11 protein-coding genes are annotated in these 21619 nt (G+C 67.6%); 5 read left to right on the plus strand and 6 right to left on the minus strand.

Annotated elements, in window-relative coordinates; all coding sequences use genetic code 11:
* Window positions 1-96 precede the first annotated feature (96 nt).
* The gene (locus ACFQVD_RS15080) at window positions 97-849 is read right to left on the minus strand and encodes a thioesterase II family protein (RefSeq protein WP_343967945.1); all 753 of its coding nucleotides are present in this window, start codon (window positions 847-849) and stop codon (window positions 97-99) included.
* A gap of 188 nt (window positions 850-1037) precedes the next feature.
* Window positions 1038-2861: an asparagine synthase (glutamine-hydrolyzing) gene (asnB, locus tag ACFQVD_RS15085; protein WP_449343692.1), complete on the minus strand. Its 1824-nt coding sequence runs from the start codon at window positions 2859-2861 to the stop codon at window positions 1038-1040.
* Between the two features lie 770 nt (window positions 2862-3631).
* Between asnB and ACFQVD_RS15090 the strand changes: the two genes are divergently transcribed.
* On the plus strand, window positions 3632-4867 hold the full coding sequence (locus tag ACFQVD_RS15090; protein ID WP_343967949.1) for a glycosyltransferase: 1236 nt from the start codon (window positions 3632-3634) through the stop codon (window positions 4865-4867).
* Between the two features lie 251 nt (window positions 4868-5118).
* Here the strand turns inward: ACFQVD_RS15090 and rfbB are convergent, their stop codons facing one another.
* A complete protein-coding gene (gene rfbB, locus ACFQVD_RS15095) occupies window positions 5119-6084 on the minus strand; it encodes a dTDP-glucose 4,6-dehydratase (protein WP_364158575.1) in 966 nt (321 codons plus the stop codon).
* 275 nt (window positions 6085-6359) lie between these two features.
* Between rfbB and ACFQVD_RS15100 the strand changes: the two genes are divergently transcribed.
* The 4 genes from ACFQVD_RS15100 (at window position 6360) to ACFQVD_RS15115 (ending at window position 10521) form a co-directional block, all read left to right on the plus strand.
* Window positions 6360-7589: a class I SAM-dependent methyltransferase gene (locus tag ACFQVD_RS15100; RefSeq protein WP_343967952.1), complete on the plus strand. Its 1230-nt coding sequence runs from the start codon at window positions 6360-6362 to the stop codon at window positions 7587-7589.
* Between the two features lie 64 nt (window positions 7590-7653).
* The gene (locus ACFQVD_RS15105) at window positions 7654-8592 is read left to right on the plus strand and encodes an NAD-dependent epimerase/dehydratase family protein (RefSeq protein WP_343967955.1); all 939 of its coding nucleotides are present in this window, start codon (window positions 7654-7656) and stop codon (window positions 8590-8592) included.
* Between the two features lie 177 nt (window positions 8593-8769).
* A complete protein-coding gene (locus ACFQVD_RS15110; protein WP_343967957.1) occupies window positions 8770-9750 on the plus strand; it encodes an ATP-binding cassette domain-containing protein in 981 nt (326 codons plus the stop codon).
* Window positions 9751-9753: 3 nt separating this feature from the next.
* Window positions 9754-10521 carry an ABC transporter permease gene (locus ACFQVD_RS15115; RefSeq protein WP_343967959.1) on the plus strand — a complete coding sequence of 256 codons (768 nt, stop codon included), beginning with the start codon at window positions 9754-9756 and terminating at the stop codon, window positions 10519-10521.
* A gap of 143 nt (window positions 10522-10664) precedes the next feature.
* Here the strand turns inward: ACFQVD_RS15115 and ACFQVD_RS15120 are convergent, their stop codons facing one another.
* From ACFQVD_RS15120 to ACFQVD_RS15130, 3 genes are all read right to left on the minus strand, one after another.
* Complete coding sequence (locus ACFQVD_RS15120; RefSeq protein ID WP_343967962.1) at window positions 10665-11645, minus strand: enoyl-CoA hydratase/isomerase family protein; 981 nt, start codon at window positions 11643-11645, stop codon at window positions 10665-10667.
* Between the two features lie 259 nt (window positions 11646-11904).
* Entirely contained in the window at window positions 11905-15939 is a 4035-nt protein-coding gene (locus tag ACFQVD_RS15125; protein ID WP_343967964.1) for a type I polyketide synthase, read from the minus strand.
* Window positions 15940-15977: 38 nt separating this feature from the next.
* Window positions 15978-21584, minus strand: a complete 5607-nt coding sequence (locus tag ACFQVD_RS15130; protein ID WP_343967966.1) for a type I polyketide synthase — start codon at window positions 21582-21584, stop codon at window positions 15978-15980.
* Between the last annotated feature and the right edge of the window lie 35 nt (window positions 21585-21619).

Below are 21619 nucleotides of genomic sequence, written 5' to 3' on the forward strand. Positions count from 1 at the left end.
GGTGACGACAGGTTCACAGGCGTGGCGACCGCCTCCTGGGGCGAGACGGGGAAGGCTTCGCTGAAGATCCGCTTCTGCCTTGCCGTATGTCTCGCGCTACACCCCGAGTTCCCGGGCGATCTCCTCGTTCACCGCCTGCTGATGCCGGGTGAGGAAGAAATGACCACCGGAGAACACCCGGACCCGGAACCGCCCCGAGGTGTGCCGCTCCCAGGCCTCCGCCTCCTCCACCGTGGTCCTCGGATCGGCGTCCCCGGTCAACACCGTGACCGAACCACACATACGCTGCCCCGGATCCCCACGGTAGGTCTCGATCGCCCGATAATCACCCCGCAGCGCGGGCAATGCCATCCGGAGGATCTCCTCGTCACCCAGCAAGCCGGCATCGGTACCGTTCAGCAGCTTGAGTTCGGCGACGATACCGTCGTCATCACGCCGATGCACCGACTCGTCCCGCCAGGTCGACGGCCCACGACGGCCCGAGGCGACCAGCGCGTACGGCGCACCGACACCTTTGCGGTCAAGCCGGCAGGCCACCTCAAAACCGATCACCGACCCCATGCTGTGACCGAAGAAGACCGTCGGCTTCTCCGACAACGTGATCAGCTCGTCGACGATCCGATCCGCCAGAACACCGATGTCGGTGACGCACGGCTCCCGCAACCGATCCTGCCGCCCGGGATACTGGACCGCCACCACATCGACCCCCGGCGAGAACCTGGCCGAGACCGGACGAAAGAAGCTCGCCGATCCCCCCGCGTGCGGAAAACACACCAGGCGCTTACCCGCCCCCGCCGCCGGATGATAGCGACGGACCCATTCGGTGCTGACGTCGTCGGCGATACTCACGATCCATTGGCCCCTTCATTGCGCCGAATACCACTGAAGACCAGTGAACCCCGGCAACAACTCGCAAAATCACTAGAAGCCGGTGCTCCGGTGCCGCCGAGCCGCCTGACGGCCCGGCCGCGGGCACCCGCTGGACGATCACCGCGTCCACCGCCGAGCCGCCTGGCGGACGGCCCACGGCAGAGTGGTCAGGACAGGGCGAACTCGGGCGAGTAGATGTCAATCCAGTAGTACATGTCGATTATTTTGTCCAGGAGAAGTTTCTCTCCGTGCGATATCTTCGACGAGTCCATTTCGACCGCGTACTTCAGCCATTCCCGGTTGAACAGCGTGAACAGCGGGTTATGGGCGTCCGCCAGCATCTCCTTGCCCTGAATCTGCAGGGTGTTCGAGTAACGCGTGTCATGCATCATCGTCGGGTAACCGCTCTTCACCCGATTGGCCACCGACGGTGGAAGCAGATCCTTTACGGCGTGCCGCAGCAGGCTCTTCTCTCTGCCGTCGAACGACTTGAGCTTCCACGGCGTGTTGTAGACGTACTCGACGAGACGGTGATCACAGTACGGAACCCGCACCTCAAGGCCGACCGCCATGGAGAGACGGTCCTTACGGTCGAGCAGCATCCGCAGGAACCGGGTCAGGTGCATGTGGAACATGACGCGCATCTGGCGCTCGATGCGCGACGCGTTGTCGAGGTGATCGACAGCCGCCACCGCCGTCGTGTACTGGTCTCCCAGGTAGCTTTCCAATTCCATGGCCGCCAGCGCTTCCGCGGTGAAAGGCATGATGCCGGGGGTGCTGGACTGCGGACCGAGTACCGCCGCCATCCAAGGAAAGACGGGAAGTTCGCGAAGGTCGTTGTGGAACCACTGGTAGCCACCGAAGTTCTCATCCGCCGCCTCGCCGGACAGGGCCACCGTCGACTCGGCGCGTATTTCTCGGAACAGCCGGTACATCGAGATGTCTGTTTCACCGAACGCGTTCGGCGTGTCCCGTGCCGTGATCACGGCACGGCGAATGGTCGGATCGGACAGATCCTCCGCGTTCAGTTCCACCTGCCGGTGTACCGGCTTGATCAGGTCGACCATTTCCTTGACGAACGGCGCGTCCGGGGTGGTCCGAAACACATCCGGCCTGAAGCGATCGACGTGGTCGACGAAGTCGACCGAGAACGTGCGTAACCGTCCACCGGCCGCGGCCAGCCTGGGCGACGCGAGACCGGCGATCGCGCTGGAGTCCAGCCCGCCGGAAAGCAGAACGCACTGGGGCACATCAGAGATCAGCTGCCGGCCGACGGTGTCGCCGAGCAGCTGCCGCACTCGTTCGATCGTGCCTTTCCGGTCGTCGGTGTGCGGCACCGTCTGGAGCCTCCAGTACGTCCTGTCGCGGATTCCGCTCGCGTCGACCGTGACGACCGTGCCCGGCTCGACCTCGTACATTCCCTTCCAGATCGCCTGGCCCTGCCCGATGCCGGTCACCGCCGTGCGTATCCCGTCGAGGTCGACCGCCCTGCGAGCGAGAGGGTTGGCCAGAATCGCCTTCGGTTCCGATCCGAACAGCACACCGTCACGGGTCGGGTAGTAGTAGAGCGGCTTGACCCCCAGCCGGTCGCGAATCATAACAAGCTTCTGATCACGGGTATCCCAGACGGCGAATGCGAACATTCCGTTGAGGTGATCGGCGACACTTTCCCCCCATTCGAGATAACCGTGCAACACGACCTCGGTGTCGCTCGAGGTACGGAACCGGTGCCCTCGGGCCTGCAGTTCCTTTCGTAGTTCGATGAAGTTGTAGGCCTCGCCGCTGTACACCAGGACCACCGGACCGTTCGGCGTGGCGAACTCCATCGGTTGCACGCCACCCTCCAGGTCGATGACCGCCAGCCTTCGGTGACCGAGCGCGACATGCCGTTGCAGCCACGTTCCGGAGGCGTCGGGCCCACGCAGCGCCATGGTGGCGGTCATCGTGTCGATCATGGCCTGCTGTTCGGTCAGCTCCGCGTCGTAGGACACCCAACCCGTGATCCCGCACATAACCGGCCCTCTCCTTGTCCGTTACAGAAATCGACCGCGGCTCTTGTGAGCGGTTTGCTTGGTCAGATCCCAGCGGACCACTTCATGCAGGTTGAGAGATCTGCAGCGGACCTGACCTTCCATCGGGAGGCGGCCGGCATCCGACACTCACCTGTCGATTGAAGGCTCGGACGATATCCAGGAAAACGTCATCGTCCACCTCCGCTCCGGTAATGCAGGCACCGACCCCGGCCCCTTGCCGATGGGTGATGCTATGGACACTTTTCTAGGAGAACACCTAGTAGGACTTGGTGAATAAGGCGGAAATTAGTGACTTAGATCATTAAAAGCGATTTATGACCGTTAGGTGACCTTGCATTAGATATGCCGGAGTTATGCGGTATTTCGAAGGCGGTGGACTGACCGCCCGAGACAGAGCACGACGCGAGGCGGCGCTCCTACGTCCCGCCCGAAGTGGCCGGCGGTCTACGGCGTCCGGCCATAACGGAGCGCCTCCTCGGCACGAGCAAGCCCCCGGCCACGAGGGACGGCGTGCCGCTTCCCGGTGCGGCGGCGAGCACCCGCATCGGCGCCGTGATTCTAATGATTTCCGGGAATCGGTCGCACCAGGATGTGCCGGACAGGAAAACAAGATCGCTGCTCGGATCCGTCGCACATGTCACTTCGGCAGCCGATCCAGGGAGGCAATCAAGAGTGAACCCGACTCCGACCGCCGCTGATCCGACCCTCGACTGTCCGGCTTTGACACGATGCGTGTCCTCATAGTAACCGTCGGCTCGGAGGGGGATCTCCAGCCTTTTCTCGCCCTCGGAAAGCGCCTGCTCGCGGAGGGCCACGACGTCAGGCTCTCGGCCTCCGACGGTTACGCGGCACGCGCCGACGCCGTCGGTGTTCCCTTCGCCGGCCGGCCGTCTTGGAACGAGGCGGAATTCCAGGCGAACTACCTCCGTATTCTCAGCGAGAAGAACAAGCTGCGGCAACTGACGGTTGTGATCGAATTCCTGGCGCAGGAGCAGCATGCCGCGGTACCGCAGCTGATGGCGCTGGCCCGTGAGGCCGACGTCGTCATCAACTCACCGCTGGCCATCGGCGCGGTCGCCGCGGCGCGCGCGGTCGGCACGCCTCAGGTGAGCGTGCACCACACCTGGCCACTGCACCGAGCGCGCGGGCATGGCCCGAACAACATCGATTTCGGGCCCGTCGGCAACGCCCTGGCGTGGTCGGTCGTTGGCGGAGGGGTCAGGCTCGCGACCGACAAGCTGCTCAACCCCGTCGTCGCCGCGGCCGGCCTTCCGCCCTGGCGCGACGTTCTCTTCGACGCGAGCCATTCGCGCCTGCTCAACCTCATCGCCATCAGCCCGAGCGTTCTCAAGCACGATCCACTCTTCGAGTCCACCTACCGCACCACGGGATACTGGTTTCTCGAGGAACCGGAGTACGTACCCCCGGACGACCTCGCGGCGTTCATCGCCGACGAGCCGCCGGTGGTGATCGGCTTTGGCTCGAACAACGGGTTCGACGCCCGTGCGGTCACAAAGCAGCTGCTTGAGGCGGTTCGCGGCCTGGGCCGGCGTGTCGTCCTGCAATCCGGCTGGGCGGGGCTCGGAGACCAGGAGCTGCCGCCCAACATCTTTCTGGCGGATTTCGTCCCGCACGGGTGGCTCTATGCCCGCGCCGCGTGCGTCGTCCATCACGGAGGGGCCGGGACGACCGCGGCGGCGTTCCGGGCCGGTATCCCGCAGGCGGTCGTGTGGCTCCAAGGTGATCAGCTCCACTGGGGAAGGAGGATCGCGCAGCTCGGCGTCGGGCCCCCGCCTCGCCACCACCACGCCCTCAGGGCCGGCTGGTTGCGCGGCACGCTCGATCGCCTGCTCACCGACAGCGGTATGGCCGCCCGCGCTCGGGCGCTCGGCACCGCGATCCGCGAGGAAGACGGGGCGGGGATGGCGGTTCGCGCGATCGAGGACGTGTTCGTGGCCAGGTAGAAGCGGCTCCGGTCACAGCGCGGCGTGCCCGCCCGATCCGCTATGACCGGAGCCCGTGCGCTCCAGGTCGGGCAGGGCGCCATCGCGGCAGGTGTGGGTCCGGCGGTTCCGGACACGAAGACCGTTGATCACGGTGGGCGCACGAGTACCCGCGTGTCCCCGTGCGGCGGGCTGCTGGAAATCGCACCGCCGCGCGGGATCGCTCCGCACACCAACCCGCTAACCGTCACCGGGGCTTCCGGTCTCGATCACTACGCGTCAAGAGACGCCCACCAGGATTGGTTCTCCCGGTACCAGGTGACGGCGTCCGCGAGACCTTCTTTGAAATCGATCACGGGTTCGAACCCGATCTCCTCGGTGATCTTCCGAAAGTCAAGCGAGTACCGGTGGTCCTGAACCCGCCGGTCCGGCACGTAGCGGACACGATCCCAGTCGGCTCCGGCCAGTTCGAGCAGCAGGCCGGTCAGCTCACGGTTGGTGAGTTCCACTCCCCCGCCGATGTTGTAGATCTCGCCGGCGCGGCCCTTGTCGAGGACCATGGAAATGCCGCGGCAGTGGTCGTCGACGTGCAGCCATTCCCGGACGGCACTGCCATCGCCGTGCAGCGTGAGGTCGCGGCCCTGGAGCAGGCGGGTGACGAAGCGGGGGATGATCTTCTCCAGATGCTGCCGGGGGCCATAGTTGTTGGAGCATCGGGTGATCGACAGATCCAGACCGTAAGTGCGCCAGTGCGATCGGGCGAGGCAGTCACTGGCCGCCTTCGACGCCGAGTACGGGTTGTTGGGTTCGAGCCGAAACCGTTCCGTCCATGATCCCTGCTCGATCGACCCGTACACCTCGTCGGTGGACACGTGCACGACGCGCTGGATTCCACTCGTCCCGCACTGTTCGAGAAGGCGGTGGGTGCCCACCACATTGGCCCACACGAAAGGTTCCGCGTCGTTCACCGCCCTGTCGACGTGCGACTCGGCGGCGAAATGCACGACTCCGTCGTGTCCGGGCAGGAGATCGGCCAGCAGTTCCCGGTCGCAGATGTCGCCACACACGAAGGTCAACCTCGGATGCGCCTCGGGCAGGTTCTCCCTCCTGCCGGCGTAGGTCAACTTGTCCAGAACGGTGATTCGGGTGTCCTCGTGGCCGGGGTACCGGCCGTCCAACATCGACCGTACGAAATGGGATCCGATGAACCCAGCTCCGCCAGTGACCAGGATTCGCATCTGATACTCCTTCATCCGCGTTACCTGCCTCATCTCTGGCGGACAACTTGGACGGAAACACGGCGTCGGCGATCATGTGATTCCCCCAGACCAAGGGGTTCCGTTCAGGTGATTGTGCCTCAGCCGATCAGGTAATTCCCCTAGTGTTGGCGGACGTAAGCTCCGACCGCCAGCTGATCGAGGACTTGTCGTGAGCTGCCGAAACGCCTTCCGCCGGATCGAGCGCGGTGGCCACGGCGGCTGGGCGACACGATAGGTGGAAGGGGAGAACGCTGATGGACACCACCAGCCGGTGCCTGGTGTGCGGGACCGACCGTCTGGAACGGGTGGTCGCGCTCACCCCGACTCCGCCCGCCAACGACATCGCGCCCACGGCCGAGGCGGCCCGATCTCAGTGCCGGTACCCGTTGGACCTGGTGCGCTGCGCCGGGTGCGGCCTGGTCCAGCTCGTGGACGTCGTTCCCCGGTCGGTGCTGTTCGCCGACTACCGGTACGCCACGGGTGCCGCTCCCGCCCTCGTCGACCACTGCCGCGTGCTGGCCACCCGGGTCACGGATCGACTGGGGCTGACCGCCGGGGCGAAGGTGCTCGAAATCGGCTCGAACGACGGCACCCAACTGGGCTTCTTCGCCGAGCGCGGCATGCGGGTACTCGGTGTCGACCCGGCGGTCGAGCTGGGGGTCTACGCGCAGGAACAGGGGATTCCGACACTGACCACACATTTCGGTGTGGAGACGGTCGAGAAGATACTGAGTGACATCGGACCCGTCGACGCGGTGTTGGGCAGCAATGTGCTCGCCCATGTCAACGACGTGAACGGAGTCCTCCGCGCGATCCGCCTGCTCCTCAAACCGGGCGGCTGCGCCGTCATCGAGGTCGCGCACGTCCTGCCGATGGTCCAGCACGGCATCTTCGAGTTCGTCTACCACGAACACCTTTCGTACTTCTCCCTGCATGTGCTGGTACAGGCCGCCAAGGCGAACGGCCTCACGGTGTTCGACGCCGAGCTCATCCCGACCCAGGGAGGCTCATTGCGCTGCTGGATAGGCCGCGATGACGATGCCCGCCCCTCGACGGCGGGGTTCGACCGGATCCTGCGGGCCGAGGTCGACGCGGGGGTGCCCGACGGCGGTTTTCTCGACGGCTTCGCGAACCGCGTCGACCGGGTCTGCACGACCCTCAACGACGTGCTGGGCGGTCTGTCGAGAGTCGGTCGGCGGATCTGCGGGTACGGCGCGTCGGCACGGGCCGTCACCCTGCTCTCCCAGGCCGGGGTGGGCGCTGAGATCGCCTGGATCGTCGACGACAACCCGCGCAAGGTGGGCAAGTTCACGCCGGGCGACGGCATCCCCATCGTGAGCTCCGAACGGCTGGTCGCGGACGCGACCGACTACTGCGTGCTGTTCGCCTGGAACTTCGAGGCCAGTATCCGCGCCCGGTCGGCGGCTTTCTCGGCGGCCGGCGGTGCGTTCGTCGTGCCGTTCCCGGAGCTGTCCATCAGGTGAAGCGGTTAGCCAGATGATCCTATTGGCCTGGAATGTCGCATGACGATCGTCTGGAGGAACTGACGTGCACGTCCTGGTCACCGGAGGTCTGGGCTATCTCGGCCATGCGGTCACCCATGATCTTCTCGCCGCCGAGCACCGGGTCACCGTCCTGAGCCGGAGCCGCGCGGACGCGCGGCGGCACGCCGACGCCGGCCTGGTGGAAGGCGATGTCCGGGACCGCGGCCGAATCCGGGAAATAGTCGCCGCCGGGCGCTTCGACGCGGTATGCCACCTCGCCGCGGTGTCCCGAGGGCGGGACTCGTTCGCCGACCCGCTGACGTATTACGACGTGAACGTGGTCGGCACCCTCAACCTCCTCATGGCGCTCGACAACGTTCGTGAATCGATGCCGCCGGCTCGATTCGTGTTCGCGTCGACCGACAAGATCTACGGCTCGCGGTACGTCGGAGCCCTGGGCGAGGATCTGGAACCCCGCCCGGAAAGTCCCTACGCGGCATCGAAGGTCGGGGCGGAACAGCTCGTCGCGGCGTACGCCGCCACTGGAGCGATCGGCGCGATCACGTTGCGGTGCTTCAACATCGCCGGGACGGCCAATGGGCGCACCGACACCGACACCGCACGTATCATCCCGAACGTATTCCGCGCGCTCACCGGTGAGTTGCCGTACATCACACTCAACGGCGACGGATCCGCGATTCGCGACTTCGTCCACATCCTCGACGTGGCGGCGGCGCTGCGACTGTCGCTCGCCGCCGCGAGGGTGGGCGAGCACCGTGTCTACAACATAGGCAGCGGCATCGCGTCCAGCATGGCGCAGGTCGTGGCGACAGCGGAAGCCGTGACCGGTCTTCAGGTACCGGTCCGCAAGGCGCCGCCCAAACCGGAGCCGCAGATCCTCACGGCTGATAACAGCCGAGCGATGAAAGAGCTCGGCTGGCTTCCCGAGCGATCGGGCCTCACCGAGCTGATCGCCGACGCGTGGAGCACCTGGCACGCCTGACGACGCGGTTCAGGGGCGGCGACCCGGACCCGCCGTACGTCGGCGGCAGGTCCAGGCCGGTACGGAAAACCCGGCCGGGATGCCCGCCACCCCATCCACACGCCACGAACTCCGGTGATTTCACGGGTTTTGGAGACCTAGTGTCACTGCTAGCCATCTGCGGCGAAAGGGGTTTCCATGATTACAACCCGTGGGCTGGCACGCAGTTTCCACGCGAACGGTCAGCAGGTCGACGCGGTCAAGGGTATCGACATCGATGTGCTGGCAGGTGAATGCGTCACCTTGCTGGGTCCCAACGGAGCGGGTAAGACCACCTCCTTTCGGATGCTCACCACGCTGCTCCGACCGACCGCCGGCACCGCCATCGTCGCGGGTTGTGATCTGCTGGCCGATCCGGCGGGCGTCCGCAGACACATCGGTTACATAGCGCAGGGCGGCGGCACCAGCGGCGAGCACACGGTCTTCGAGGAACTCGAGTTGCAGGGCAGGCTGTACGGACTGTCGAAGGCCGAGGCACGGCGCCGCTGCGGAGAGGTGATGGAGCAGCTTGAGCTGACCGCTCTGGAGAAGCGGCTGGCCAGCACGCTGTCCGGTGGACAGCGCCGCCGCCTGGACGTCGCTCTCGGGCTCGTGCACTCGCCTCCTGTCGTGTTCCTCGACGAGCCGACGAGCGGACTGGACCCACAGAGCAGGGCGGCCCTGTGGAAGCGCGTCCACATGCTACGCGCCGAACTGGGCACCACCGTGTTCGTCACGACCCACTACCTGGAGGAGGCCGATGCCTTCTCCGACCGTGTGCTCATCATCGACCACGGGCGAATCATCGCGGAAGGCACTCCCGAGGCCCTCAAGGCGAAGGTGTCCGGACACCGCGTCGAGATCACGGTGCCGACGGACATGGTCCAGGCCACGGCCGCCATCGCCGCGCGCCTCCCCGATGCGAGCGAACCTCTGGTCAGGGGAGACAGCGTGCGGTTTCAGGTGCCAAAGGGAGAGGCAGTGATCCCTGATCTGATACGCGCCCTGGACTTCGCGAGCATCCCCGCTCTCTCGATCCAAGTCGTACGACCGACCCTTGACGACATATTCCTGCTGCTGACCGGCCGGAGCATCCGTGAGGACGCCATCGCCAAGGCGTCGACCCCCGACAGGACGTGACCCGTGTTTCGCGACGCAACGCTGATCTTCCGGAGCGAGCTGCTCCTCGCACGCAGGTCCCTGCTACGGATGGGTCTGGAGATCGCCCAGCCCATAACCTGGCTGTTGCTCTTCGCCCCGCTGATGGTCGGAGTCATGAAGGATTCGCCGGGCTTCCTGACCGGGAACGCCTGGATGGTCATGACACCCGCCATCACGATCTATCTGGTGCTCATGGGCAGCGCGTTCACCGGATACAAACTCCTGAGCGACCTGAGCACCGGGGTGCTCGAGCGCATGCGGGTCACTCCGGCCAGCCGCACGGCGCTCCTGCTGGGCAATGTCATGATGCGCATGTTCCAGACGACGATCCAGAGCATGCTGGTGTTCCTGATGGCCTGGATACTCTTCGATCTTCCCATAACCGTCATCGGCACGCTGTTGACCCTGGCCGTCGGGGCACTGCTCACCCTCACACTCACCTCATGCTCGGTCACAGTGGCGCTGTTGGCCAAGAACGAGCCGATCTTCACCACGATGATCAGCACAGGCCTGCTGCCGCTGACGCTCCTGTCAGGCATTCTGATGCCCATAACACCCGGACTGGCACCTGAGTGGCTCTACATCCTGTCGCGATGCAATCCGCTTACGTGGGTCGCCGATCTCGCAAGGGCGACCTTCACCGGTTACTACGCCTTCCAGCCAGTGGTCATCGGCGGCACCCTACTTGTGGCGATAACCGTGATGTCACTCTGGTGGGGCACTCGAACCTTCAACCGCGAGATCCTCTGACAGCGGGCGCCCGCGTACCGGGGGCGCAGGGCCCCTTTTACCGGCGTCCGAGGCCGCACTGCGATGCGCTCGGTGGCGCCGATCAAAGCGAGACCGGGACGGGGCGCGCTCCCGCCTTCCCCACCGTGGCGAGAAGGTACCGATCATGGCGGCGTCGGTCCGCTCGTAGGAACGTTCATGTCGAGCGCGGTGCCCTCGGTCCAGGGTTCGGGCTGGGTAAGGAACACCGAGTCGCCGTTGGTGCCCTCCTGCATCTGCGACCACCGCCGCATAGCGGCCTGGGTGGTCGGTGATGACATGCTCATCAACGCGGCGATGGCCTCTTGGGTAAGGCTGGCCCGGGCCGAGGTGGAATGGGCGTCGTTGAAGATCCGCTTCTGCAGGGCCACAGCCTTCCGCGGTCGCCTGGCATAGCGTTCCGCCATCCGCTGGACCGTGTCCAGCAGTTCCTCGGCCGGCACCACCCGGTTCACCAAACCCAGTTCCAGAGCCTCCTGCGGTGCGTAGAAACGCGCTTCGAGCATCATCTCCAAAGCTCGGGACGGCCCGACGAGCTGGACGAGTCGCTGCCCGCCCAGGGCGGTGTTCAGCCCCAACGACAGTTCGGGCAGGCCGAAGCAGGCATCACGATCAGCCGACACGCGCATGTCGAAGAAGACCGACATCTCCAGGCCACCGCCACCGCACGGCCCGTTCACCGCGGCGATCCACACCGCCGGGGAGTGCATCAGCCGCAGCGCCATGTCATGGAACCGGGCTACCGTGAGCAGTCCTTTGAGCGAGGAACGGGCGAGTAGACGTTCACCCCCCAAACCTGTCATGGCCCGCACAGTCCGGTACAGGTTCTGCGCGGCCGCGTGGGAGATCTCTGGCGTGCCATCCACCTGCGAGGACATGTGGGAGATGTCGAAGTGCGTGATGAACCGGCCGGGCAGCGCGCCGGTGACGACGACCGCACCGATCGAGACGTCGTGCTCCACCGCCTCGGCGAGCCGGATGAAGTCCCGTTGCATCGGCGAGGTCATGTAGTTGAACGGCGGGGCGTCAACCCGCACCGTCAGTACCCGGCCCGACTGCTCAAGCCGCAACGTGGACAGTTCGAGACCCGCCGCACCACCATCCACCGGCCGGCGATCCGTCTGTTCTTCACTGGGCGGAACCACACTATCCATTGGCCTGACAACCCCTCCTGTGCCACCTGGACACAGTGAACCGCGGAAGCGACTCGCACAATCACTAGTGGCCACCGGTTTCCACACCCCCGAGGGCCGCCGCGCCGCCCCGGTGAACCGGCCTCCGGTGACGGCCGGTCCGGCGCTCCGGGCGACTCACACTTGTGATCGTTTCAGGTCCGGCCGGTCCTCCCTGCCGGTTTCGCGACGGTCAGTGTTCCCGCCGAAACCAGCCGTCGATCAGACGGGCCGTGTCCGCCGCCTTCTCGGCGAGCATCGAAAAGTGGTTCGCCTCGATCGTCCGTACGGCATGCGACGGGTCGAACGGCGTCGCCCGCCAGTAGTCCGATTCAGGTTCGACGTCGGAGAACGGCTCGGCGCACTGCACGAACAGCACGGGCGCGTTCACGTCTGCCAGTTTGATGTCGGCCATAATTGCCGACCAATACCCCATAGCGGACAGTCGCGCGCTGTTGAACTCGCCGAAAACCGTCTCCATCTGCAGGATGTACTGCAGCACCTGCTCGGACAGCATCTGCGAGTCGCCACCTGCGCGGGGATGGAAAGAATCCATCATCACCACCGCCTCCGGGGAGATGCCCGACTTCTCCAGTACACCGGCCGCGCCGTAAGCGAGAACGCCGCCGGCCGAATGACCGACGAGCACGAACGGTTCCCCCTCACTGGCCTGCACGACGCTCTCCGCGATGCTCCCGAGGGCGATGTCGATCGTGGCGGGCAGGCCCTCACCGAGGGCGTAGCCGAGCAGGGGAAGCGCCGAGACATGTCTCTCCCCACGAAAGTGCGCGGCGAACCGAGCGTATTGATGAACTCCACCGGTCACCGTGGCCGAACTCACGCAGATCAGGCGGGGCCGAGCCGCGCCACTGGCCAGTGGCACCGGTCGAGGGATTTCCCGCGGGTCGACGGGTGCGTCGTACATGGGCCGGGTCCGCGCCACGGCGTACAGCAATCCGAACGCCTCCTGCGCCTTCCCGGCGCGGAAAGCGCCGCGGAACAACTCCGCCAGGGTGTCGTCCCCATGGGCCGCCGAGGTCGCAGTCGCCTGGCCGGTATTCGCCCGGGTGGCGAGCTCATGCCGCAACCAACGGGCGAGACCAGCGGAATTCTTGTTCTCGAACACCGCCATCAGCGGGAATTCCCAGCCGACCGCCTTGACAAGGGAGTTACGCAATTCGGTCGCGGTGAGCGAGTCGAAGCCCAGCTCGAAGAAATCACGTTCGAAATCGACTGCTGAGAGGTCGCCGTGGCCGAGAACGGCAGCCGCATGACGCTGCACCAGTTCCTGTAGCACCTCGTACTGCTGCGCTTCTCCAAGCCCGCGCAACCGCTCCCGCGCCGTGTCGGCCTCGGGTATCGACACGGCCGGGCCCACCGCGGCAGCCGACAGCGAATGATCCGCCGCGACCGATCCCGCCACCGCCACGTCCCCTGTACGGAAACCGGTCGCCTCGGGCCAGAAGCGTCGGTGCTCGAAAGCGTACGTCGGCAGCTCGACCTGGCGCCCGGCCGGCAGCACCGCTCGCCAATCCACCGGCACCCCGCGCACGTGCAGCTCGGCCAGCGCCGTCATCGCCGCGGTCTGCTCATCACGGTCCTTGCGCAGTACCGGCACCAGCACCACGTCCGGCTCCGCCGCGAGGGTGTCTCCCGCCATGGCGGTGAGCACGCCGTCGGGGCCCAGCTCCAGGTAGGCCCGTACGCCCTGATGGTGCAGGGTGCGCACCCCGTCGGCGAACCGGACCGTGCCGCGCACCTGGTCCACCCAGTAGTCCGGCGAGCACAACCGCTCGGCCGGGGCCGCCTCCCCGGTCACCGTCGACACCAGCGGAATCCGTGGCGGGCTGTAGGTGAGCGTCCGGGCCAGGGCGCGAAAGTCCGCCAGCATCGGGTCCATCAGCGGCGAGTGGAACGCGTGCGACACCCGCAACCGCCTGGTCCGCACCCCGCGCCCTTCGAGGACCGCGGCGAGCGCGAGCACCGCCTCCTCGACCCCGGCGATCACCACCGAGGACGAGCCGTTCACCGCCGCGACCGACACCTCACCCTCGCGTCCCGCCAGCAGCTCGGCGACCTCCTTCTCGGCGGCCCGCACCGCGACCATCGCCCCACCCGACGGCAGCGCCTGCATCAACCGCGCCCGTGCCGCCACCAACGCACACGCATCCGAAAGCGACAGCACCCCGGCCACATGCGCCGCGGTGATCTCCCCGATCGAATGCCCCGCCAAAGCAGCCGGCCGAACCCCCCACGAGGACACCAACCGGAACAACGCCGTCTCCACCGCGAACAACGCCGGCTGCGCCCACCCGGTCCGATCCAGCAACCCGGCCCGCTCACTACCCGGCTCGGCGAACAGCACCTCCCGCACCGAACGGCCCACCCACTCGACCGACCCACCGTCCGGCTGCCCGGCCTGTTCCCGCTCCAGCCTCGGATCCAGCTCCGCGATCACCTCGTCCAACGCCTGCGCGAACACCGGGAACCGCCCATACAACTCCTGGCCCATCCCCGCCCGCTGGCTCCCCTGACCGGTGAACAACACCGCGAGCTTCGGCTCCGCCCGTGCCACACCGCGCACCACACCCGCACCCGGCAGGTCCTCGGCAACGGCCCGCAGGCCGGCCAGCACACCATCACGATCGCCGGCCAGCACCACCGCCCGATGCTCGAACGCCGACCGAGTCGTGGCCAGTGAGAAACCCACATCCCCCTGCTTCAGCTCACGGTGCGCACTGACATGCGCCGCCAGCCGTCGCGCCTGCGCACGCAACGCCCCGCCACTTCTGGCGGACACCACCCACGGCACCGAACCCGCCGCCGACGCCGGGTCCTGCATACCTGGCTCGGCCTGCGGCGCCTCCGGTCCCTGTTCGATGATCACGTGCGCGTTAGTGCCACTGATTCCGAACGATGACACCCCCGCCCGGCGCGGACGGCCGGTCTGCGGCCACTCGGCCTGCTCGGTCAGCAGTTCCACCGTGCCGGAGGTCCAATCCACGTGCGACGACGGGGTGTCGATGTGCAGTGTCCTGGGCAGCACTCCGTGCCGCATCGCCATGACCATCTTGATCACACCGGCCACACCCGCGGCCGCCTGCGTGTGCCCGAGGTTCGACTTGATCGAGCCCAGCAGCAGCGGCCGGTCGGCTTCACGGTTCTGGCCGTAGGTGGCCAGCAGTGCCTGCGCCTCGATCGGGTCACCCAGCCTGGTACCGGTGCCGTGCGCCTCGACCGCGTCCACCTCGGCGGGAGTCAGCCCGGCACCGGCCAGCGCCTGGCGGATCACCCGCCGCTGCGACGGGCCGTTCGGCGCGGTCAGCCCGTTGGACGCACCGTCCTGGTTGATCGCCGAACCGCGCAGCACCGCCAGCACCTGATGGCCGTTGCGGCGGGCGTCCGACAACCGCTCCAGCAGCAGCATGCCCATGCCCTCGGACCAGGTGGTGCCGTCCGCGGTGTCGGAGAACGCCTTGCACCGGCCATCGGGCGCCATTCCGCTCTCCACGCCGAAGCCGAGGAACCTGAGCGGGGTGGCCATCACCGTGACGCCGCCTGCCAGCGCCAGGCCGCACTCGCCCGACCGCAGCGCCTGCGCCGCCAGGTGCACGGCCACCAAGGACGACGAGCACGCGGTGTCGACTGTCATCGTCGGGCCCTCCAGGCCCAGGGTGTAGGACAGGCGACCCGACAGCACGCTGGCCGCCGCACCGGTGAGGAAATAGTTCGTCACGTCTGTCCCGGTTTCCAGGCACAGATTCATGTAGTCCTGGCCGTTGGTGCCCACGAACACCCCGGTGTGGCTACCTCTCAGCGAGACCGGATCGATCCCGGCCCGCTCGACCGCCTCCCACACCCCCTCCAGCAGCAACCGCTGCTGCGGATCCGTCGCCAGCGCCTCACGCGGCGAGATCCCGAAGAACCCCGCATCGAACTCCGCCACATCGGACAGGAACCCGCCCTGACACTCGAAACCCACCGCCGACATCGCCTCCATGTCCCAGCCCCGATCGGCCGGGAACGAAGAGATCGCGTCCTGTCCCTCGGACAGCAGCCGCCACAGATCCTCAGGAGAGCCGACCCCGCCCGGATAGCGGCATGACATCGACACGATGGCGATCGGCTCGTGCCTGCCCGACTCCACCTCTTCGAGCCGTCGACGGGTCTCGTGCAGATCGGCGGTGACCCACTTCAGGTACTCGACGAGCTTCCGGTCTTCGGACATGAGAGTGGCCCTTCACATTGTTCAGACGCGGGCTCGAATCACAGGTCTTTCGAGCGGCCCAGTTCGTTGTCGATGAAGTTGAGGATCTCCTCGGTACTCGCCGATTCGAGCATGCCTGCGACAGCGATTTCACTGGTTTCCGTGCCGCTCTCGCTCACCTTCACCAGCAGGTGCCGCAGCCGGGTCGCGATGCCGTTCCGGGTGAGGTCGTCGAGCGCGTTGCCGGAAAGCGCGGTCTCCAACCGGTCGAGATCGGCCAGCAACGACAGTTCCACCACGGTGTTCGCTCCGGGCGCGATCTCCTCCAGAAGGCATTCGGCGAGGCTGGCCGGAGTGGGGTAGTCGAAGATGATGGTCGCCGGCAGCCGCAGCCCGGTGACCGCGTTGAGCCGGTTACGCAGCTCAACGGTGCTCAGGGAGTTGAAGCCCAGCTCACGGAACTCCCGTCCCGGCTGGATCGCGTCCACCGACTCGTGTCCCAGCACCACCGCCGCCTGAGCGCGCACCAACTCCACCATCAGCCGTACCTGCTCGGCCTGCTCCAGCCCCGCCAGCCGCTGCACCAACTCCCCGTCCCCGCCCATGGAGGCGGATACCGCCGACCGGCGCCCCACACGCACCAGGCCGCGCAGCAAAGGCGGCGCCTCGCCCATCGCCCGCAGCACCGGCAGCTCCAGCCGCGCGGCCACCACCGTCGCCCGATCCACCTCGGTCGCCGCCTCGAACGTCGCGAGCCCCTGCTCGGCCGACAGCGGCGGCATCCCCGGTCGGCTGATCCGCCGCATCTCGATCTCACTCAGCGTGCCGGTCATTCCCGCGTCCTGCGCCCAGGCACCCCAGGCCAGCGACAGCCCGGCCAGTCCTCCGGCCCGGCGCGCCTCCGCCAGCGCGTCCAGGAACACGTTCGCCGCCGCGTAGTTACCCTGCCCGAGCGCTCCCATGACACCCGCGAACGAGGAGAACAGCACGAACGCCGCGAGATCCATGTCCTGGGTGAGCTCGTGCAGGTGCCAGGCCGCGTCCACCTTCGGCCGCAGCACCGCGTCCAGCCCCTCGGGGGTCAGCGACGGGATCGTGCCGTCGGCCAGCACACCGGCGGTGTGGATGACCGCGGTCAGCGGATGGTCGGCATCGATCCCGGCCAGCAGATCCGCGACCTGGTCGCGGTCGGCCATGTCACAGGCGGCGACCGTGACCTCGACCCCGTGTGCGATCAGCTCGGCCTGCAACTCCACCGCGCCCGGGGCGTCCAGACCCCGGCGGCTGGTCAGCAGCAGACGCCGCACACCCCGCTCGGCCACCACATGCCGCGCGAACAGCGCGCCCAGACCACCGGTGCCACCGGTGATCAACACCGTGCCCTCCGGGTTCCAGACCCGACTCGCCTCCCCCTCCGGGTCAGCGCCGGGCGCCACTCGCGCCAGGCGCGGCACCCATACCTCACCATCGCGCACCACGGTTTGCGACTCGCCTGAGGAGAACGCCTTGGCCAGCACCCCTGGCAGTCCTGACAGCGGGGATTCCCGATTCACATCGATCAGCAGGAACCGGCCCGGGTTCTCCGACTGAGCACTACGGACGAGGCCCCACACCGCCGCAGCCGGCAGATCGGTGACCACCTCGCCGCCACCCGCTGTGACCGCGCCCCGGGTGATGAACACCAGACGCGAATCGGCGAACCGGTCATCGGCCAGCCAGCCCTGCAACAGGTCCAGAACGCGAGCGGTCAGCGCGTGCGCCGACTCCACCACCCCGGCCGCCGGATCGGAGACCGCCTCCACCATCACGACGGCCGGAACCGCACCCTCCTCAGCCAGCGACGACAGCTCCGCGTGCACCGGCACCGGAAGGCCGCCCGGCTCCCCGGCCGCCCGCAACGCGGAAGCGACACCCAACGCGTCCACCCCCAGCACAGCCACCGGTATCGACGGCACCTGACCGGCCTCCGGCATACCGCCCACGGACGCCCACTCCACCCCGAACAACGACTCCCGGCCCGCGCCGACACCATCGGAGACCGCCAACTGCTCGGCCGAGACCGGCCGCAACACCACCGAGCGCGCCGACAGCACCGGCTCCCCGGCAGCGTCCACCGCGCTCAGCGACACCGCATCCGGCCCCGTTCCGACCAGCCGCACCCGCAACACCGACGCCCCGGCGGCCCGCAGGCACACCTCACCCCAGGAGAACGGCAACAAACCGCCCTCGGAATCGTCCAGCCCGGCGAAGGTCACCCCGTGCAGCGCCGCGTCCAGCAGCGCGGGATGCACCCCGAACGAACCGGAGTCCGACACCGCCTGCTCCGGCAGCGCGACCTCGGCGAACACCTCGTCATCTCGCCGCCAGGCCGCCCGCAGCCCCTGGAAGACCGGGCCGTAGGCGAAGCCGTCCTCGGCCAGTTCCTCGTACAACCCCTCCAGCTCGATCGCGGTCGCCCCGGCCGGCGGCCACACCGCCGCATCGAACGGCACGACCTCCGGAATCCCGGTGGCGAGCGTACCGGTCGCGTACCGCACCCACGGCACCTCGTCGGCCGCGTCCGCCGAACGGGCATACACATTCACGCTCCGACGGCCCGACTCCTCCGCGGCATCCACCCACACCTGCACCGCGACCGCGTCACCCGCACCCAGCACCAGCGGAGCGTCCAGCGTCAACTCCTCCACCAGGTCGCAACCAACCTGGTCGCCCGCCCGCACCGCCAGCTCCACGAACGCCGAACCCGGCACCACCACCGAGCCCGCCACCACGTGATCGGCCAGCCACGACTGCGCTTTCACCGACAACCGCCCGGTCAGTACCGCCCCGTCGGAGTTGGCCGGCGACATCGCAGCACCCAGCAGCGGATGATCCGTCGCGGCCAGTCCCGCCGCCGCCACGTTCCCTATGCCGGAGCCGGTGCTCTCGAACCAGAACCGCTGGTGCTCGAAGGGGTAGGTGGGCAGGTCGACCCGGCGCCCGCCCGGCAGCACCGCCCGCCAGTCCACCGGCACCCCGTGCACATGCAGCCGGGCCAGCGCCGTCATCACCGCCACATGCTCGTCCCGATCCTTACGCAGTACCGGCACCAGCACCGTGTGCGACTCGTGCGCATGTGCCTCCGGCTCGGTCGCGACGGTGTCCTGGGCCATGGCGGTCAGTACGCCGTCGGGGCCGAGTTCCAGGTACGCCCGCACACCCTGTGCGCGCAGGGTGCGGATGCCGTCGGCGAACCGGACCGCGCCGCGGACCTGCTCGACCCAGTAGCCGGGCGAGCACAGCTGCTCGGCCGTGGCCGCCTGCCCGGTCAGGGTGGACACGATCGGAACCTTCGGCGCACGGTAGGTGAGCCTGCTCGCCAGCGTGCGGAAGTCCTCCAGCATCGGGTCCATCAGCGGCGAGTGGAACGCGTGCGACACCCGCAACCGCTTCGTCCGCACCCCGCGCTCCTCCAACGCGGCGGCGACATCGAGGACCCCCTTTTCCACGCCCGCGATCACCACCGAACCCGGGCCGTTGATCGCGGCGACCGACACCTCGCCCTCGCGCTCGGCGAGCAACGACTCGATCTCCTCCTCGTAGGCCTGCACCGACACCATCGCCCCGCCCGGCGGCAGCGCCTGCATCAACCGCGCCCGGCCCGCCACCAGCGCACACGCGTCACTCAGGGACAACACCTCGGCGACATGGGCCGCGGTGATCTCCCCGATCGAATGCCCGGCCAGCACATCCGGCTTGACACCCCACGAGGACACCAACCGGAACAACGCCACCTCAAGCGCGAACAACGCCGGCTGCGCCCACCCGGTCTGGTCGAGCGCCTCCGCCTCGGCCGTGCCCGGCTCGGCGAACAACACCTCCCGCAACGACCCGTCCAGCAGCGGGTCCAGCTCCGCGACCACCTCGTCCAACGCCGCCGCGAACACCGGGAAGCGGTCATACAGCTCCCGGCCCATCCCGGCCCGCTGACTGCCCTGACCGGTGAACAGGAAGGCGAGCTGCGGCTCCACCCCGGCCACCCCGCACACCACCCCCACACCCGGGCGGTCCTCGACCACACTCCGCAGCCCGGCCAACACCCCATCACGGCCCTCGGCCAGCACCACCGCCCGATGCTCGAACGCCGACCGCGTCGTGGCCAGCGAGAACGCGGTGTCGGCCAGACCCGGACCAGGCTCATCGTCCAGGAACGACACCAGCCGCTCGGCCTGCGCCCGCAACGCCCGCCCCGTCTTGGCCGACACCAGCACCGGCACCACACCCGGTACCCGGTCCTGCGGAGCCTTTTCTCCTACCGGTGCTTCCGGCCCCTGCTCAAGAATGATGTGTGCGTTGGTGCCGCTGATGCCGAACGACGACACACCCGCCCGGCGCGGACGACCGGTCTCCGGCCACTCCGCCGACTCGGTCAGCAACTCCACCGCGCCGGCCGACCAGTCCACGTGCGAGGAGGGAGTATCGACATGTAGCGTCTTGGGCAGCATGCCGTTCCGCATCGCCAGCACCATCTTGATCACACCGGCCACGCCCGCGGCGGCCTGGGTGTGACCGAGATTCGATTTGATCGACCCCAGCAGCAGCGGCCGGTCCTCCGGTCGATCCTTGCCATAGGTCGCCAGCAGCGCCTGCGCCTCGATCGGGTCACCCAGAACCGTGCCGGTCCCGTGCGCCTCGACCGCGTCCACCTCGGCCGACGACAAACCGGCGCTGACCAGCGCCTGGCGGATCACCCGTTGCTGCGAGGGACCGTTCGGCGCGGTCAACCCGTTGGACGCACCGTCCTGGTTGACCGCCGAACCTCGAACCACCGCCAGCACCTGGTGGCCGTTGCGGCGCGCGTCCGACAGCCGCTCCAGCACGAGCACGCCGACACCCTCGCCCCAATTGGTGCCGTCCGCGGTGTCGGAGAACGCCTTGCACCGCCCGTCGGGCGCCATTCCGCCCTGCCCGTTGAACCCGACGAACGCCAACGGCGACGTCATCACCGTGACGCCGCCGGCCAGCGCCAGCGAGCACTCCCCCTGCCGCAGCGCCTGTGCCGCCATGTGCAACGCCACCAGCGAGGACGAGCAGGCGGTGTCCACCGTCACCGCCGGACCCTCCAGCCCCAGCGTGTAGGACAGGCGGCCCGACAACACGCTGGCCGCCAGACCCGTGACACCATAGCCCTGCGTATCCACCTGATTGCTCATGAGCAGGTTCATGTAGTCCTGGCCGTTGGTGCCCACGAACACCCCGGTGTGGCTGCCCTTCAGCGAGACCGGGTCGATCCCCGCCCGCTCGACCGCCTCCCAGGTGGTCTCCAGCAGCAGCCGCTGCTGCGGATCCGTCGCCATCGCCTCACGCGGCGAGATCCCGAAGAACCCCGCATCAAACCCGGCCATATCCGCCAGGAACCCGCCCTGACACACAATACCCATCGCCGACATCGCCTCCACCTCCCAGCCCCGATCGGCCGGGAACGAAGAGATCGCGTCCTGTCCCTCGGACAGCAGCCGCCACAGATCCTCAGGAGAGCCGACCCCACCTGGGAAGCGGCATGACATCGACACGATGGCGATCGGCTCGTGCCTGCCCGACTCCACCTCTTCGAGCCGCCGACGGGTCTCGTGCAGATCGGCGGTGACCCACTTCAGGTACTCGACGAGCTTCCGGTCTTCGGACATGAGAGTGGCCCTTCACATTGTTCAGACGCGGGCTC

It is taken from the genome of Streptosporangium amethystogenes subsp. fukuiense (genome assembly GCF_042665875.1).
Taxonomy (GTDB): Bacteria; Actinomycetota; Actinomycetes; order Streptosporangiales; family Streptosporangiaceae; genus Streptosporangium; species Streptosporangium fukuiense.

Coding starts and splice junctions, on each gene's coding strand:
- ACFQVD_RS15090 (WP_343967949.1), top strand. CDS start 3,632: ATGCGTGTCCTCATAGTAACCGTCGGCTCGGAGGGGGATCTCCAGCCT.
- ACFQVD_RS15100 (WP_343967952.1), top strand. CDS start 6,360: ATGGACACCACCAGCCGGTGCCTGGTGTGCGGGACCGACCGTCTGGAA.
- rfbB (WP_364158575.1), bottom strand. CDS start 6,084: ATGCGAATCCTGGTCACTGGCGGAGCTGGGTTCATCGGATCCCATTTC.
- ACFQVD_RS15125 (WP_343967964.1), bottom strand. CDS start 15,939: ATGTCCGAAGACCGGAAGCTCGTCGAGTACCTGAAGTGGGTCACCGCC.
- ACFQVD_RS15130 (WP_343967966.1), bottom strand. CDS start 21,584: ATGTCCGAAGACCGGAAGCTCGTCGAGTACCTGAAGTGGGTCACCGCC.
- ACFQVD_RS15110 (WP_343967957.1), top strand. CDS start 8,770: ATGATTACAACCCGTGGGCTGGCACGCAGTTTCCACGCGAACGGTCAG.